This window comes from Candidatus Nitrospira neuquenensis (assembly GCF_979578155.1).
Map to the genome: position 1 here is coordinate 197,270 of NZ_CEFZDU010000011.1, position 16,275 is coordinate 213,544.

Genomic DNA, 16,275 nt, shown 5'->3' on the forward strand with positions numbered 1-16,275 from the left:
CATGAAATTCGTCTGCCTGAACTGCGAAACCTACATGTCTTTCGAGAAGGTCGAAAAACCCGCCGAGGGCTCGCTCGGGGTGTTCTTCGGCTGTCCCTCCTGCGGGGCGAAGTTCTCGATGGTGACGAACCCGGGCGAGACGCAGATGGTGAGCTCCTTGGGCGTCCAGCTCGGCGGCCGGAGCGCCGCCGCGGAGCCCTTCGAGATGACCAGGGGGACGCTCAAGCGCGAAGCGCAGCCGGGTCCCGGCCAGATGGCCGACTATCTCAACGAGAAGATCGGGGCCGGCAAGCCGGCGGCGGCCGTTGCGCCCGCGGCCAAGGTCGAGGGCGAGAAACCCGGCGGCTGTCCCTTCTCCGCCATGGTGGCCCAGATGGGCCTGACCTCTTCCGGTACCCCGGCGGGAGCCGCCCCCGCCGAGTTCACCTGGACGCCGGACGCGCGGGAGAAGCTGGAGCGGCTGCCCGCCTTCGTCCGGCCGATGGTCCAGGGCAGCGTCGAGGCCTATGCGCGCAAGCAGGGGTACACGACGATCACGTTGCAGGTGATGGACGATTCCAAGAACGACTCGAACGGCGTCACATGGACACCCGAGGCCGAGAAGCGCCTGGAGAACATCCCCGATTTCATCCGGCCGATGGCGCGCAGGGAGATCGAGCGGCTGGCGAAGGAGCGGGGCGCCGCCACGATCACGGCCCAGGTCATGGACGAGGCCAAAGAGAAGTTCATGAAGTTCATGTGAGTTGGCGCGGGGCGAAGCGCGAGGTACGGGACGAGCAGGCCCATCCGGACAGCCGGATGGGCCTTGTTGTGTGGGGGCCGGAGACGGGAGAGGACGTGACCGATATGCGGACGCGACTGAGAACGGCGCACAGCCTGGTGACGACCGTGGCCGGCCTGTCGCTGCTGGCCCTGTGGTTGAGCGGCGCAACCCCGGAACCCGGGGCTGAGATGAGCGGCGGCGCGCCGGGTGCCGCGGCGTCGGCGGAGGCCCATCACCATGCCCATGGCGTCGCCGCCGGGGGATGGGAGGGCTCCGCCGAGGGGAAGGCCTATTCCGAGTTCAACCACCACCTCGCCGGTGCCCTCGTCGTCCTGATCGGGCTGACCGAAGTCCGCAGCGCCCTCGCCCTGCCCGTCCTCGCCTGGAGCCGGTTTCTCCTCCCGGCGGCGATGCTCGCCGCCGGCGGGTTTCTGCTGATTTGGAGCGACCACGAGGCGTGGCCGATCGGCTCCATGAGTCTCGTGCAGACCCTGACCTCCGGCGACACGGAGATCCTGCAGCACAAGCTCTACGCCGTGCTCCTGCTCACGGTCGGCACGATCGAGTTGCTCCGGCATCTGGGGCGGGTCCGGCACGGACTCTGGCGGGCCCCCCTCCCCGTCTTCGCGATCGTCGGCGGGCTGCTGCTCTTCCTGCACAGCCACGGCGCGCATCCGGCCGCCCACAAGATCGCCGTGCACCACGCCATCATGGGCACCATGGCCATTTCGGCCGGCGCCTGCAAGTTGATTCCCGGCTGGGGCGGCGGGCGGCCTGCACCGGGCGGGCCCTCCTCGGTGGGTTCGCGCTGGGACCTGGCCTGGGCCGCTCTGATCTGCCTGATCGGCGTGGACCTGCTGCTGTACTCGGAGTGAGGCTCCATGGGCGTCGGACGCCGTCCACGTCCGGCTATCGCCGGCCTCCTGTCGGGCCTGCTGCCGGGGCTGGGGCAGTTCTACAATCGCCGATGGGGCCGGGGGACGGGGTTTCTGCTCGGCGTGCTGCTCGTGGATGCGGGCTTCGGCGTGACCCCGACCCTCCTCGACGCACTTGCGGGCGCCCCGCCGGCGGACCTCTCCCGCTTCCTGCTCGGCAGCCTGCTCGTGCTCGTGGTCGCGATCTGGAGCGTGACCGACGCGGTACGGACCGCCAGGGCTCGGGCCGGGCGTCAGTGACGCCGCGCCGCGCGGTCCTGCGGGCCGCCGGCTCCGTTGACACCCCTTCGGGGTCTGTGTTAGAAGCTGCACCAGACAAGGTAAAAAGCATCGAGAGTCCGCCGATTTGCGCCGATTTCGGCGGGTCGTCGGCCGGATCGGGAGGGAGCCACCATGGGCGGCCATAGCCACTGGGCCACCACCAAACGCCACAAGGCCGCGCAGGACGCCAAGCGCGGCAAGATCTTCACGAGGATCATCCGGGAGTTGACCATCGCCGCCCGTCAGGGCGGTGGAGACCCGGACCACAATCCGCGCCTCCGCCTCGCGATCGCCAAGGCCAAGGACGCCAACATGCCGGGCGACACCCTGAAAAAGGCGATCCAGCGCGGGACGGGCGAGCTGCCGGGCGTGACCTACGAGGAATTCTCGCTCGAAGGCTACGGTCCCGGCGGGACGGCGCTCCTGCTGGAAATTACGACCGACAATCGGAACCGGACCGTCGCCGAGATCCGCAGCCTCCTCACCAAGAACAACGGCAACATGGCCGAGGCCGGCGCGGTGTCCTGGCAATTCCACAAGAAGGGACTCCTGGTCGTCGAGCGCGCCAAGGTCGACGAAGATCGGTTGATCAGCCTGGCCTTGGAGGCCGGTGCGGAGGACGTGAAGGCGGGCGAGAAGGCCTATGAGGTGCTCACGTCTCCCCAGGACTTCGAGGCGGTCAAAAAGGCCCTCGCCGACGCGGGCATCCCGACGAGCCTCGCGGAGGTGACCTTCGTCCCGCAGAACACGATCCGGCTCGAGGAGAAGGCGGCCGAGCAGATGCTCAAGCTCATGGAGGTCCTCGACGACCACGACGACGTCCAGAAGGTCCACGCCAACTTCGACATTCCGGACGAGATCATGGAGAAGGTCGCGGCGGCCGCCGGCTGACGCGAGCGGCGAGTGTGCGGTCGCCAGTGCGAAGTTGCGGGTCGGGGACACGCACGACCATTCACCCAAGACTCACGGCTTCATGATTGCCGCGCTGACCGGCCGGCTCGCCTGCAAGGCCCCCTCGCTCGTCACGCTCGATGTCCAGGGCGTCGGGTACGAAGTCCATATTCCCCTGAGCACCTACTACGCCCTCCCCGACCCCGACGAGGTCGCGTCCCTGCACATCCACACCCACCTCCGGGAGGATGCCATCCAGCTCTACGGGTTCGGCTCGACGGAGGAGAAGGGCGCCTTCCTGCTCCTGACCGGCGTCTCCGGCATCGGCCCCAAGCTGGCCTTGAGCGTCCTGTCCGCCCTCTCGGTGCCGGACCTGATCTCGGCGGTCCAGGCCGGGGATCTCGACAAGCTGGCCACGGTGCCGGGTATCGGCAAGAAATCGGCGGGGCGGATCGCGCTGGAGCTCAAGGACAAGCTGGAGCGGCTCCATCCCACCGCGACGAGGCCGATCGAGCCGCAGCAGGCCCAGGCGGGGCGACTCCACGACGACGCCCTGTCCGCGCTGGTGAACCTGGGGTACAGGGCGAGCGAGGTCACGGCGGCGATCAAGCTGGTGCTGGAGAGGAGCGCGGCCCCGCCGGCGCTCAAGGACCTGATCCGCGCAGTGCTCCGGGCGTTGGCCAAGGGGTGAGCATGAGACAGCGCGCGCGACGCCTTCCCGGCCGGTGCCTCTGGTGGCGACGGGGTGGCGGACGGGTCGTTCTGGCGGCGTTGCTGGCCGCAGGGCTGCCGGTCGGTCCCGCCTCGTCGGGACCGGGGGGGCAAGCGGGGCGGCAGGGGCCGGGGTTCGTCTGCGGGTCCTGTCCGTCCGGCTATGCGACCACCGGCGTGACGGCCGACCCCAACATCTGCCGGGGGGACGACCCGACGTTGGTTCACTGCGTCCCCCTCGGCGCCAACCTCCTGGCCGTCTGCGGGGCCTGTCCCGAGGGCTATCGGGAGGTCGGTTCCTCCCTGGTCCCCGCCCGATGCGGGGGCCTGGATGGCGGCCGGCTGAGCCAATGCCAGTTGCCGGCCCTGGAAGGAGGACTGCCGGACCCGACGCAGGGCGGGGTGCGCTGTCCGCCCGACTGCGCCGGCACCCTCCCCACCCCCGGGCAGGGGGCCATGGAGCCTGGGCGTAAGTATAGACCCGCGCCGAGCCAGCCGGAGAGGTAGGCGTCCCGCGCCTTCCCAGCGGGAGCAGGAGCCCGTGGCCGATCGGATTGTGACGAACCAGATGACGGACGATGAGCGCGGGGTCGAAGCGACGCTCCGGCCCCAGACGCTGGACGAGTACGTCGGCCAGGCCCGGATGAAGGAGTCGCTCCGGGTCTGTATCGAGGCGGCCCGGCGGCGCGGCGAGGCGCTCGACCATGCGATCTTCTACGGTCCGCCCGGCCTGGGCAAGACGACCATCGCCCATGTGATCGCCCGGGAGATGGGCGTGGCCATCCGGTCCACCTCCGGCCTCGTCCTGGCCCACGCCGGCGACCTTGCGGCCATCCTCACGAACCTCCAGGACCGCGACGTCCTCTTCATCGACGAGATCCACCGCCTGCCCGCGGCGGTCGAAGAGGCCCTCTATCCGGCGATGGAGGACGGGCAGCTTGACTTGGTGATCGGCCAGGGGCCGTCCACCAGGACGATCAAGCTGGACCTCCCCCGCTTCACCCTGGTCGGGGCGACGACCAGGGCCGGCGCCCTGACCTCCCCGCTCCGCGAGCGGTTCGGGCTGGTCCACCGGCTGGACTTCTACCAGCCGGCCGAGCTGCAGGCCATCGTCACGCGGTCGGCCGGCCTGCTCGGCGTCCCGATGGAGGCGGAGGGCGCGGCGGAGATCGCACGGCGGGCCAGGGGCACGCCCCGCATCGCCAACCGCTTGGTCAAGCGCGTCCGGGACTTCGCCGAGATCAAGGCGGCGGGTCGGGTCACGCTCGACGTGGCCTGTCAAGCCCTCGACTGGCTGGGGGTCGACGGCGCCGGGTTCGACGAGATGGACCGAAAGATCCTGTCGGCGATCCTGGAAAAGTTCCGCGGAGGGCCCGTGGGGATCGACTCCCTTGCCGCAGCCGTCAACGAAGAGCGGGCCACGCTGGAGGATGTCTACGAGCCGTTCCTGATCCAATCGGGCTATCTGGAGCGGACGGCCAGGGGGCGCCAGGCGACCAGGCTCTGCTATGAACACTTTGGAAAGACAAGGGATTTATTGGGATAAGCGCAAACTCTCCCGCCGATCGGGCCCACAGGGCACTCCCCAACCGCTTCGCCCCTCCGGCGGGGGCTCCCACCAGCCGATCCTGCAAATCTCCTTGAAAAACCTTGCAAAGACCTGGTTTGTCGAGTAAAATTCCCTTCTTTCTTCTGGCCGTCCGTCGTCTTTCCCTGGAGGAGCGTCCGTGAGTGGACAGAAGGACATTCAGGCCTTTCGCGCCGAGATCGACCGGCTCGACGACGAGATCCTACGCCTCCTCAACGAACGCTCGAAGCAAGTGATCGAGATCGGCAAGCTGAAGAAGCAGGCGGGGGCCGACGCCCACCTCCATACCCCGGCGCGAGAGGCGGAGATCGTCGAGCGGTTGACGAGCCGGAATCCCGGGCCCTTCCCGAACGAGGCCATCCGGCCGGTGTACCGGGAGATCATGTCGGCCTCCCTCTCGCTGGAGGGCATGCAGAAGGTCGCCTACCTGGGCCCCCCGGCGACCTTCACGCATCTGGCCGCCATCCAGAAATTCGGATCGTCTGCCCAGTACCTCCCGGTGAACGGGATCAAGGACGTCTTCGATGAAGTCGAGCGCGGGCGAGCCAACTTCGGGGTGGTGCCGATCGAGAACTCGACCGAGGGGGTGGTGAACCACACCCTGGACATGTTCATCGACTCCAACCTCCTGATCTACGGCGAGGTGCTGCAGGAAGTCTCGCACCACCTGCTGTCCCGCTCCGGGCGGATCGAGGACGTGAAGAAAATTTACTCCCATCCTCACGCGATCGCCCAGTGCCGCCACTGGCTGGAGAGCAACTTGCCCCAGGTGCCGCTCGCGGAGGTGCCGAGCACGGCCCGGGCCGCCGAGCTCTGTGGGAGCGAGCCGTCGGCCGCGGCGATCGCCTCGGAGTTGGCGGCCGAGCTCTACGGCCTGAAGGTGGTGAAGGCGCGCATCGAGGACAACATCAACAACGTGACCCGTTTCCTCATCCTCTCCAAGAAGGCCCCGGAGCGGACGGGCAAGGACAAAACCTCCGTGATGCTGTCGGTCAAGGATCGCGTCGGCGCCCTCTACGACCTGATCCGGCCCTTCGCGTCGCACGGGCTGAATCTCACCAAGATCGAGTCCCGGCCCTCCCGACGCAAGGCCTGGGAGTACATCTTCTTCGTGGACCTCGAGGGCTACGCCGAGGAGGAGCGCGTAAAGAAGGCCCTCGAGGAGGTCAAGGGCCGCTGCCTGTTCTTCAAGGTGCTGGGGTCGTACCCCGCCCACAGTTGACACCATGCCGCTGCGCGTCCACCAGGATATCGCCTCGCTCACGCCCTATAGCCCGGGCAAGCCCATCGAGGAGCTAAAACGGGAGTTGGGGCTCCAGTCCGTCGTCAAGCTGGCCTCCAACGAGAATCCGCTGGGCCCCTCGCCCAAGGCGTTGGCCGTGCTGGCGGAGGCGGCCGCGACGCTTCATCGCTACCCGGACGGCGGCGCCTTCCGGCTGCGGGGCGCCCTCGCCGAGCGCTGGAAGGTCTCGCCCGAGCAGGTCATCCTCGGCAACGGGTCCGACGAGCTCCTCGGGCTGCTCGCCCGCACCTTCCTTTCGCCGGGGGACGAAGCGGTCATGGCGGACCAGACCTTCGTCATCTACCGGATGGAGGTCACCGCGGCGCACGCCAGGCCGGTCCTCGTGCCGCTCAAGCAGGGGCGCCACGACCTCGCGGCCATGGCGGGCGCCGTGACGCCCCGGACCCGACTGCTGTTCGTCTGCAACCCGAACAACCCGACCGGCACGATGGTCGGCGCGGCGGAGGTGGAGGCCCTCATGGCCCGCGTGCCGGAGGACGTCGTCGTCGTCTTCGACGAGGCCTATTACGAATACGTGACCAGCCGGGACTTTCCCGACAGTCTGGGGTACGTGCAGCGGGGCCGGCCTGCGATCGTGCTGCGGACCTTCTCCAAAGTCTACGGACTCGCCGGCCTTCGGATCGGCTACGGCCTCACCACGCCGGAGATCGCCGGCTATCTGAACCGGATCCGCCCGCCCTTCAACGCCAACAGCCTGGCCCAGCGGGCCGCGCTCGCGGCGCTGGACGACGAGGACCACGTGGCCCGGAGCCGGGCCTTGAACGTCAAGGAGCGGGAAACGCTGCGCCGGGAGCTCGAGGCCCTGGGCTTCTCCCCGCTCCCCAGCGAGACGAACTTCCTGTACTTCGACTCGGGCCGGGACGGACGGGCCGTCTTCGAGGCCCTCCTGCGGGAGGGCGTTATCATCCGGCACATCGAAGGGCGCATGCTGCGCGTCACCGTCGGGCTCCCCGAGGAGAACCGGCGTTTCCTGTCGGCGTTGCGCGCCATTCTGAACCATCAGCCGCAGCCAACGAGGCCATCATGATCATCGTGTTGAAACCGGAGGCCACGGAGCGGGAGATCGAGCACGTCTTAGACCGGTTGCGCGAGCTCGGGCTCAAGCCGCACATCTCGAAGGGTGAGGAGCGGACGATCATCGGCGTGATCGGGGACGACCGCATCCTCCAGAACCAGCCCCTGACCGTCTTCCCCGGGGTCGAGAGCGTCACGCCGATCCTGGCGCCCTGGAAGCTCGTGAGCCGCGAGTTTAAGAAGGAGAACTCGGTCATCGACGTGCACGGGGTGAAGGTCGGGGGGAAGAAACTGGCCATCATGGCCGGCCCCTGCGCGGTCGAGAAACTGGAGCTGACCGTGGGCATCGCCCACGAAGTGAAGGCCGCCGGCGGCAGCATCCTGCGCGGCGGGGCCTACAAGCCGCGCACCTCGCCTTACTCGTTCCAGGGCTTGGGGCGGGAGGGGCTGGACTTCCTGCTGGAGGCGAAGAAGCAGACCGGCCTGCCCGTCGTGAGCGAGATCCTGGACCCGCGCGACATCGACCTCTTCCTGGAAAAGGCCGACGTCATCCAGATCGGCGCGCGGAACATGCAGAACTTCGAGCTGCTCAAGGAGGTCGGCGCCTACGATAAACCCGTGCTTCTGAAGCGGGGCCTCTCCGCGACGATCAAGGAGTTCCTCCTGTCGGCGGAGTACATCATGTCCCGCGGCAACGGCAACGTCATGCTCTGCGAGCGCGGGATCCGCACGTTCGAGACCCAGTACCGCAATACCCTCGACCTGTCGGCCGTCCCCGCGTTGAAGGAGATGTCCCACCTGCCGGTGATCGTCGACCCCAGTCACGCGACGGGCAGGTGGAACCTGGTGGCCCCCATGGCCAAGGCGGCGATCGCGGCGGGCGCGGACGGGCTGCTCATCGAGGTCCATTCCAACCCGGAACAGGCGCTCTGCGACGGGGAGGAATCGATCAAGCCGACCAAGTTCAAGGAACTGATGCAGGACCTCCGGAAAATCGCGGAGGCCGTGGGACGCACGATCTGACCGCCGCCCGAGGCGGCGTCGCCGGTGCGCCGACCCCCGCCTCTCCCGCGCGGATACCCCTCGCATGACCGTCCATTTCAGGCAGGTGGCGATCATCGGAGCCGGGCTCATCGGCGGCTCGCTGGGCATGGTGCTGAAGGGCCGGGGCCTGGCCGACTCCGTGGTCGGCGTGGGCCGCCGCGTCGAGAACCTCAAGGCGGCGGTCGAGCTCGGCGCGATCGACCGGTACGTCTCCGACGCCCACGACGGCGTGCGGGACGCCGACCTAGTGGTGCTCGCGACGCCGGTGGACACCTACGAGCGGCAGCTCCGCGACTGGGGCGGCAGCCTGGCGCGCGGCGCGATCGTCACCGACGTGGGCAGCGTCAAGGGGCCGCTGGTGGCGAGGGCGGAGGAGCTGGTGCCCGAGGGCGTGCGTTTCGTGGGCGGGCATCCCATCGCGGGCCGGGAGAAGACCGGCGTCGCCGCCGGCTCGCCCGAGCTGTTCCACGGCGCCCGGTGCGTCCTCACGCCGACCCGGCGGACGGACCCCCAGGCCCTGCAGGCCGTCCGCGAGCTGTGGGAGGCGGCAGGCTCGATCGTGCTGACGATGGACCCGATGGTCCATGACCGCGTGCTGGGGGCGGTCAGCCACCTGCCCCACGTCGCGGCCTTCGCCCTGATGACGGCGCTGGACGAGGTCCGGGCCGGCCTCGCCCCGGAGGTCGACCTGTTGAGCTACGCGGGCGGCGGGCTCCGCGACACGACCAGGATCGCGGCCAGCTCCCCGGAGATGTGGCGGGACATTTTCCTCTGGAACCGGGACAATCTCCTGCACCTGATCGAGGTCTACGAGGTCCACCTCCGGCGGCTCAAGCAGCTCATCCGGGAGGGGGACGGCGGGGGGATCGAAAAGGAGTTGGAGCGCGCCAGGCAAGCCAGGCTGGAGGTGCGGTGACCCGATGGCCCTGCTCACCGTCCAACCCGCCGGTTCGCTCAAGGGAACGGTCACCCTTCCCGGGGACAAGTCCGTCACCCACCGGGCGATTATCCTGTCGGCCCTGGCCGAGGGGGAGAGCACCATCTGCGGGTACGGCCGGGGCGAGGACTGCCTGAACACGATGCGCGCCCTGCGCGCGATGGGCATCCGAATCGAGGAACAGCCGGACCGGCTGCAGGTGTTCGGCAAGGGGCTCTGGGGCCTGGCCGAACCCGAGGCGCCGATCGATTGCGGCAATTCGGGGACGGGCATACGATTGCTCGCGGGCCTCCTGGCCGGCCAGGACTTCTTCACCGTGCTCACGGGAGATGCGTCCATCCGGCGACGGCCGATGGGGCGCGTGGTGAAGCCGCTGCGGGCGATGGGCGCGACGATCAACGGGCGGAAGGGCGGCGAGCTGGCGCCCCTCGCGGTGACGGGAAGCCGGCTACGCGGCATCGTCTACGAGTCGCCCGTCGCGAGCGCGCAGGTGAAGTCCTGCCTCCTGCTCGCGGCACTCTACGCCGAGGGGACGACGCGCGTCACCGAGCCCCGGCTGTCGCGGGACCACACGGAGCGGATGTTCGGGTACTTCGGGATTCCCCTGGTCCGGGAGGGGACCAGTCTGTCGCTCCGAGGACGGCCGTCTGCCGGTTGGGCCGGCGCGCCTGCCCTCCGCGTGCCGGGGGACTTCTCCGCAGCGGCCTTCTTCCTCGTCGGCGCGACGATCGTGCCGGGTTCCGATGTGACGCTGCTGAACGTGGGACTGAATCCGACCAGGATCGGCCTCCTGGACGCCCTGCTGGAGATGGGCGCGGACATCCAGGTGCTGAACCGGCGTGAGGAGGCGGGCGAGCCGATCGGCGACCTCCGGGTGCGGTCCTCCCCGCTGCGGGGCATCACGATCGCCGGCGACCGCATCCCCGGCATGATCGACGAAGTGCCGATCCTCTGCGTGGCGGCGGCGCTGGCCGAGGGCGACACCGTCATCACGGGTGCCGAGGAGCTGCGCGTCAAGGAAAGCGACCGGATCGCGACCATGGCCTCCGAGCTGCGGAAACTGGGGGTTGCGATCCAGGAACGTCCGGACGGGCTCCTGATCTCCGGCGTGAAGGGGCGCCGGTTTGCCGAGGCCTCCTGTGGGAGCCACGGCGACCACCGGGTGGCCATGTCGCTGGCCATCGCGGCCCTGGCGGCGACTGGGCCCGTCATGATCGCGGACGCGGAGTGCATCGACACCTCGTTTCCGGGATTCCAGGACAAGGTCTTGGAATTATTGACAGAATCTTCGCGAGGTCTATAATAAGCGCCCGCTCTTCAGACGATGGTGATTCCCCTCGGCGAGGGGCGGGGGCGGCTCGCCGCCTGGTGGTGACCATTGACGGCCCGGCCGGGGCGGGCAAGAGCACGGTGGCCCGCCGGCTGGCGCTGAGGCTGGGCTACCTCTATCTGGATACGGGCGCCCTCTATCGCGCCCTCGCCTGGAAGGCGCTCGCGACCCGGGTCGCCCTGTCCGATAGGGCGGCGTTGGAAGCGATGCTCGACCGGACCGAAGTTTCGTTGGAATTCGACCCGACGGTTCCGCGCGTGTTGGTGGATGGACGGGACGTGACCGGTCTGATCAGGACGCCGGAGGTCAGCCAGGCGGCGTCCGTGATCGCGGCCGTGCCCGCCGTCCGGGACTGGCTGGTTCCGGTGCAGCGGCGCATCGGAGCCGAGGGAGGGATCGTGGCGGAGGGCCGGGATTTGGGGACGCGGATCTTCCCCGCGGCGGACGTCAAGTTCTTCCTGGACGCGCACCTCGACGTCCGGGCGACGCGGCGACACTTGGAGCTGGCCCGCGCGGGGCACGCGTCGGGGGTGGACGACGCCCGCGCCCACTTGGACGCCCGCGATACCCGGGACCGCTCCCGCGAGGTGGCTCCGCTGCGGCCGGCCGACGACGCCTGCGTGATCGACACCTCGGCGCTGGACGTGGACGCGGTGATCGAGCGCATGATGGCGGTGATCGCCACCAAGCTGTGAGTGGGTTGGTCTATGGCCTGCTCTGGGTGTTCTTCAACGGGCTGGGGCGGCTCTGCTTTCGGTACCGCATCGTCGGCCGGGAGCATGTCCCCGCCCGGGGCGGAGTCCTGATCGCCGCCAACCATGCGAGCCTGCTGGACATCCCGATGTTGGGCTGCGGGATCCGGCGGCGGGCCTGGTTCCTGGGTCGCCATGACCTTTTCCCGCTGCCGGGCGCCAAGCGGGTCCTGCGCTGGCTGGGATGGATTCCCATCCGGATGGGCCGGTTGGACCGGCAGGGGTTCGGCAAGGCGATCCGCCTCATCAAGGAAGGGAAGGCGGTCGTGATCTATCCGGAGGGGACCAGGACGCCGGACGGGCGGCTCCGGCCGGGCAAGCCGGGTATCGGCGTGATCGTGGCCGAGACCGGCTGTCCCGTCGTCCCGGTCTACATCGGCGGGACGCGGGACGTGCTCCCCATGGGGGCACGGTGGATCCGCTGCCGTCCCATCCGGGTGGTCTGCGGCAAGCCGCTCGACTTCACCGCCGACGCGGCGCGGTGCAGCGGCAAGGAGTTCTATCGTCACGTGAGCCGGGTCGTCATGGCCCGGATCGCCGAGCTGGGCCGGGTGGCCCCGCCGGAGGAGCCGGCTGAGGAGCCCCGAGGGGGCCTCGCGAGCCCGGCCGTCGAGCCTCACAAGGCTGAGTGAGGCCCGGCGCTTATTCACCGTCAGCACCCGACGCGGGTCGGATGAGAAGGGTATTGGGGACCACGCATGACTATCGCAACGACGCAGGCAGAGGAACCGATGGACCGTGGCGCGCTGGCCGCGCTGTATGAGGAAACCTTCCGGAACTTCGAGGAAGGGACCATCATCGAGGGACGCGTCATCGCCGCCGGGAAGGACAAGGTGGTGGTGGACATCGGGTACAAGTCCGAGGGCGTGATCCCCGCCGACCAGTTCTCGGCCGAGGAGCTCCAGAACCTCAAGGTGGACGACCGGCTGATGGTCTACATTGAGGAGCGGGAGGACTCCGAGGGCAACCTCGTCCTGTCCAAGGAAAAAGCGGACAAGATGAAGGTGTGGGAGGAGCTGGAGAAGGCCTACAAGGAAGAGAAGACCGTCGAAGGGCGGATCCTCTCCCGGATCAAGGGCGGCATGATGGTGGACATCGGGGTCAAGGCCTTTCTCCCCGGCTCCCAGATCGACCTCCATCCGGTGCGTGACCTCGATTCGCTCGTCGGCAAGAGTTTCCCCCTGCGGATCATCAAGATCAACCACCGGCGGGGCAACGTCGTCGTGTCGCGCCGGGTGCTGCTGGAGGAGACGCGCGACAAGCGGCGACAGACGACGCTCGCCACCCTCAAGGAAGGCCAGCTCATCCAGGGCACGGTCAAGAACATCACGGAGTACGGCGCGTTCATCGACCTCGGGGGCATCGACGGTCTGCTGCACATCACGGACATGTCGTGGGGCCGGGTGGGGCATCCCTCGGAGTTGTTCGTGGTCGGCGACAAGGCCGAGGTCATGGTCTTAAAGTACGATCGGGAAACCGGCCGCATCTCCCTGGGGCTGAAGCAGAAGAGCGCGGACCCGTGGACCAACGTGGCGAGCAAGTACCCCGTCGGCTCGCGGGTGCGCGGCCGCGTCGTGAGCCTCACGGACTACGGTGCCTTCGTGGAGTTGGAGCCGGGCGTGGAGGGGCTCGTGCACGTGTCGGAGATGTCCTGGACCCATGAGGTCCGCCACCCTTCGCGGCTGGTGTCCGTCGGGGACCAGGTCGAGGCGGCAGTGCTCAACGTGGACCCCAACAACCGGAAGATCTCCCTCGGCATGAAGCAGACCGCGCCGAACCCCTGGGACACGGTGGAGGCAAAGTACCCGCCCGGCACGAAGATCGAGGGCAAGGTCAAGAGCCTGACCGACTTCGGCGCCTTCATCGGGCTGGATGAGGGGATCGACGGCCTCATCCACATCTCGGACATGTCCTGGACCCGGCACGTCAAGCATCCCTCCGAGCTGTTCAAGAAGGGGCAGAAGGTCGAGGCCGTCGTCCTGCGCATCGACAAGGACAAGGAGCGGCTGTCGCTGGGCTACAAACAGCTCACGCGGGACCCGTGGGAGGACATGATCCCGCAGCGCTACCGGGTCGGGGCCGAGGCCGTCGGCAGGGTGATGAAGCTCACCGATTTCGGTGTGTTCGTCGAGCTGGAGGGCGGGGTCGAGGGCCTGATCCACATCAGCGAAGCGGCGCTGGAGCCGCAGGTCCGGCTGGAGGAGAAGTTCAAGGTGCAGGACGAGGTCCGCGCCAAGATCATCAAGGTGGACCGCGATGAGCGCAAAATCGCCCTGAGCCTCCGCGAGTTCCAGATGGACAGCGAGCGCCGGCAGGTCGAGGAGTTCCACGCGACGCAGGGGGCCCTCGACCAGAGCCTGGGCCGTCGCGCGAAGAAGACCGGGAAGCGGGGAGAGGCCGAGGGCGACGAGGCCTGAGTCCGCGGTCCGCAGCCTCGGGAACGACGATGAGCGATGATGCCTCCGGCGAGGGCCGGCGACGACGCCCCCTGCGGTTTGTCTTCTGGACCCTGGTAATCGGGATGGCGCTGGTCCTGCTGACCAGCGCCATCTTCCCCGAGATGGACCTGGCGCCGGGCGACCGGGTGGCTCTGATTCGCGTCGAGGGCGTCATCCTGGACGCGGAGCAGACCGTGGGCGACCTCAAGCGGTTCGCCGACAGTCCTTCCGTAAAGGCGATCGTGCTGCGCATCGACAGCCCCGGCGGGGGCGTCGTCCCCTCCCAGGAAATCCATGACGCCGTCAAGCGGATCAGGGAGAAGTCGAACAAGGCCGTGGTGACCTCGATGGGGACCGTGGCCGCGTCGGGCGGCTACTACATCGCCGTGGCCACGGACCACATCGTCGCGAACCCGGGCACCCTGACGGGGAGCATCGGCGTCATCATGGAGCTGGCCAATCTGGAGGGTCTGCTCAAGAAGATCGGGGTCGAGAGCGTGGTGGTCAAGAGCGGCCGGCACAAGGACATCGGCTCGCCCTTCCGACAGATGAGTGAAGAAGACCGGCAGATCCTCCAGTCGGTCATGGACGACGTCCATGGTCAGTTCATCGAGGCGGTGGCCGAGGGACGGTCCCTGGACATCGCGAAAGTCCGTCCGCTGGCCGACGGGCGCATCTTCACGGGGCGCCAGGCGAAGGACGCCAACCTGGTGGACGACCTGGGAGACTTGGACGACGCCATTCGCGTCGCCGCGGAGCTGGCCGGGATCGAGGGTGAGCCGAAGGTGGTCGAGCCGCGCCGCCGGTTTTCCATCCGCGACCTGCTCGAGAGCCGGGTGCTCGGCTCGCTGCCACGCCTGAACTTCGAGCCCGGCGTCCGGCTCAAGTACCTGATGGCGTTCTGACGACCGAGGGGGAGGCCCGCGGCGGGGGCGCGGAGCGCCTCGTCACGGGTCGGCCAAGGAGGAGAGGCGAATGACCAAGGCACAGATCATCGAGCAGGTCGCGGCGCAGATCACCACGCTCACGAAGCGCCAGGCGGAGGTCGTGGTCAACACCATCTTCAACTCCATTCGCAACTCCCTGCAGAAGGGGGACAAGACGGAGATCCGTGGCTTCGGCAGCTTCCGCCTGCGCTCCCGCCGGACGAAGGAGGGGCGCAACCCCAAGACCGGCGCGACCGTCAGCGTGCCCGCGAAGAAGGTGCCCTTCTTCAAGGCGGGGAAGGAGCTGAAGGAGATCCTGAACAAGTAACCCTGTGGCCCGAAGGGGGCGCGTGATGGGCATGTTCAATCGGCGGGAGGAGCCGGCGGGGGCCGCGGTCGCCTGGACGGAAGGCGCGCTCAGGCGCATGGAGCGCGCGCCGGTGTTCCTGCGTGGGATGGTCAAGCGGCTGGCCGAGAAAAAGGCCCGGGAGCTGGGGTACGCGGAGATCACGGAGGAGATCCTCGAACAGTTCAAGAGCCAGATGATGGGCCGCATGGGCGGAGAAGCCGGGATGAGCGAGGCCGCGGAGGAGATGGCCCGGGGCCAACTCCCCTGGACCGCCGCCGCCCGCGAGCGCCTGGCCACGGTCCCGGAGTTCATGCGGGGCATGATCAGGCAGATCGCCGAGGAGCTGGCTCGCAAGGACGGACACCTGGAGGTCAACGTCGAGCTGTTCGCCAAGGTCGAGGCCCTGGGCGATCTGCAGGAGCGGGCGGCGCCGCCGATGGAATGGACGGAGGGCGCGCGCGTCCTGCTGGAGCAAAAGGTCCGCGAGGCCCCGCCCATCGCGATGGAGTTCGTCCTCGACATGCTGAAGCGCGACACCGAGGACCTGGCCCGGGAGAAGGGTTTCGACCGCGTCGATGAGTCGGTGTTCGTCCAGGTCTGGGAGGCCCCGCAGGAGCGGGTGACCTGGACCGACGAGGCGTGGAAGCGGCTGCAGACCTCGCCGGATTTCGTCCGCAGCGGGATCCGGAAGGCCGCCGAGCGGCGCGCCAGGAAACTGGGGCTCAAAGAGATCGACTCCGAGCACCTGACCACCTTCCGGAACGAGGCGATGATGAAGGCGGTCAAGCGCATCCGCAGCTTCGGCTACAAGGAGCTCACCTTCGACGCCTTCGAGGACGCGATGGTTAAGGTCAAGCGCCTCCAGGGCAACGAGCAGGCCGAGAAGCGCCTGGCCGAGATCCGGGCCTATATGAAGACCAAGCCGGAGGTCGGGGTCCTCGGCGAGGAGCTGATGGACCGGTTCAGGAAGTATCTCAAGGGCGAGGGCCCCCTCTAGCCCCAAGCCTTCAGCCGGACGTGGGAGCCGGCCGTC

The 16,275-nt window shown here is 68.5% G+C and carries 17 protein-coding genes and 1 pseudogene; all 18 read left to right on the top strand.

Going from position 1 to position 16,275, the window contains the following annotated elements:
- Window position 1 precedes the first annotated feature (1 nt).
- Window positions 2–742: a PCP reductase family protein gene (locus AC1U7O_RS05990; RefSeq protein WP_479893723.1), complete on the top strand. Its 741-nt coding sequence runs from the start codon at window positions 2–4 to the stop codon at window positions 740–742.
- Window positions 739–1,638, top strand: coding sequence for a hypothetical protein (locus AC1U7O_RS05995; protein WP_479893724.1), 900 nt, complete (start codon window positions 739–741; stop codon window positions 1,636–1,638). The genes AC1U7O_RS05990 and AC1U7O_RS05995 overlap by 4 nt, the downstream gene beginning before the upstream one ends.
- A 6-nt stretch (window positions 1,639–1,644) precedes the next feature.
- The gene (locus AC1U7O_RS06000) at window positions 1,645–1,938 is read left to right on the top strand and encodes a hypothetical protein (RefSeq protein ID WP_479893725.1); all 294 of its coding nucleotides are present in this window, start codon (window positions 1,645–1,647) and stop codon (window positions 1,936–1,938) included.
- A 153-nt stretch (window positions 1,939–2,091) separates the two neighbouring features.
- A complete protein-coding gene (locus AC1U7O_RS06005; protein WP_479893726.1) occupies window positions 2,092–2,850 on the top strand; it encodes a YebC/PmpR family DNA-binding transcriptional regulator in 759 nt (252 codons plus the stop codon).
- Window positions 2,851–2,932: 82 nt separating this feature from the next.
- Entirely contained in the window at window positions 2,933–3,541 is a 609-nt protein-coding gene (ruvA, locus tag AC1U7O_RS06010) for a Holliday junction branch migration protein RuvA (RefSeq protein WP_479893728.1), read from the top strand.
- Window positions 3,542–3,543: 2 nt separating this feature from the next.
- A complete protein-coding gene (locus AC1U7O_RS06015) occupies window positions 3,544–4,068 on the top strand; it encodes a hypothetical protein (protein ID WP_479893730.1) in 525 nt (174 codons plus the stop codon).
- A gap of 61 nt (window positions 4,069–4,129) precedes the next feature.
- On the top strand, window positions 4,130–5,107 hold the full coding sequence (ruvB, locus tag AC1U7O_RS06020) for a Holliday junction branch migration DNA helicase RuvB (RefSeq protein ID WP_479893905.1): 978 nt from the start codon (window positions 4,130–4,132) through the stop codon (window positions 5,105–5,107).
- A 181-nt stretch (window positions 5,108–5,288) separates the two neighbouring features.
- Entirely contained in the window at window positions 5,289–6,371 is a 1,083-nt protein-coding gene (pheA, locus tag AC1U7O_RS06025) for a prephenate dehydratase (protein ID WP_479893731.1), read from the top strand.
- A 4-nt stretch (window positions 6,372–6,375) separates the two neighbouring features.
- Window positions 6,376–7,479 (top strand): histidinol-phosphate transaminase, encoded by a 1,104-nt coding sequence (hisC, locus tag AC1U7O_RS06030; RefSeq protein WP_479893732.1) that lies wholly within the window; start codon window positions 6,376–6,378, stop codon window positions 7,477–7,479.
- Entirely contained in the window at window positions 7,476–8,489 is a 1,014-nt protein-coding gene (aroF, locus tag AC1U7O_RS06035; RefSeq protein WP_479893734.1) for a 3-deoxy-7-phosphoheptulonate synthase, read from the top strand. The genes hisC and aroF overlap by 4 nt, the downstream gene beginning before the upstream one ends.
- Window positions 8,490–8,553: 64 nt before the next feature.
- The gene (locus AC1U7O_RS06040) at window positions 8,554–9,426 is read left to right on the top strand and encodes a prephenate dehydrogenase (protein ID WP_479893735.1); all 873 of its coding nucleotides are present in this window, start codon (window positions 8,554–8,556) and stop codon (window positions 9,424–9,426) included.
- 4 nt (window positions 9,427–9,430) lie between these two features.
- Entirely contained in the window at window positions 9,431–10,750 is a 1,320-nt protein-coding gene (gene aroA / locus AC1U7O_RS06045) for a 3-phosphoshikimate 1-carboxyvinyltransferase (RefSeq protein ID WP_479893736.1), read from the top strand.
- A 65-nt stretch (window positions 10,751–10,815) separates the two neighbouring features.
- Window positions 10,816–11,472: a (d)CMP kinase gene (cmk, locus tag AC1U7O_RS06050; RefSeq protein WP_479893737.1), complete on the top strand. Its 657-nt coding sequence runs from the start codon at window positions 10,816–10,818 to the stop codon at window positions 11,470–11,472.
- On the top strand, window positions 11,469–12,161 hold the full coding sequence (locus AC1U7O_RS06055) for a lysophospholipid acyltransferase family protein (protein ID WP_479893738.1): 693 nt from the start codon (window positions 11,469–11,471) through the stop codon (window positions 12,159–12,161). Before cmk ends, AC1U7O_RS06055 begins: the two co-directional genes overlap by 4 nt.
- 66 nt (window positions 12,162–12,227) lie before the next feature.
- The gene (locus tag AC1U7O_RS06060; protein WP_479893739.1) at window positions 12,228–13,946 is read left to right on the top strand and encodes a 30S ribosomal protein S1; all 1,719 of its coding nucleotides are present in this window, start codon (window positions 12,228–12,230) and stop codon (window positions 13,944–13,946) included.
- A 29-nt stretch (window positions 13,947–13,975) separates the two neighbouring features.
- On the top strand, window positions 13,976–14,872 hold the full coding sequence (gene sppA, locus AC1U7O_RS06065) for a signal peptide peptidase SppA (protein WP_479893740.1): 897 nt from the start codon (window positions 13,976–13,978) through the stop codon (window positions 14,870–14,872).
- A gap of 46 nt (window positions 14,873–14,918) precedes the next feature.
- Window positions 14,919–15,221, top strand: a pseudogene (locus tag AC1U7O_RS06070) (HU family DNA-binding protein); the annotation flags it as partial.
- 25 nt (window positions 15,222–15,246) lie between these two features.
- Window positions 15,247–16,239, top strand: a complete 993-nt coding sequence (locus AC1U7O_RS06075) for a PCP reductase family protein (protein WP_479893741.1) — start codon at window positions 15,247–15,249, stop codon at window positions 16,237–16,239.
- The last annotated feature ends 36 nt before the right edge of the window (window positions 16,240–16,275 follow it).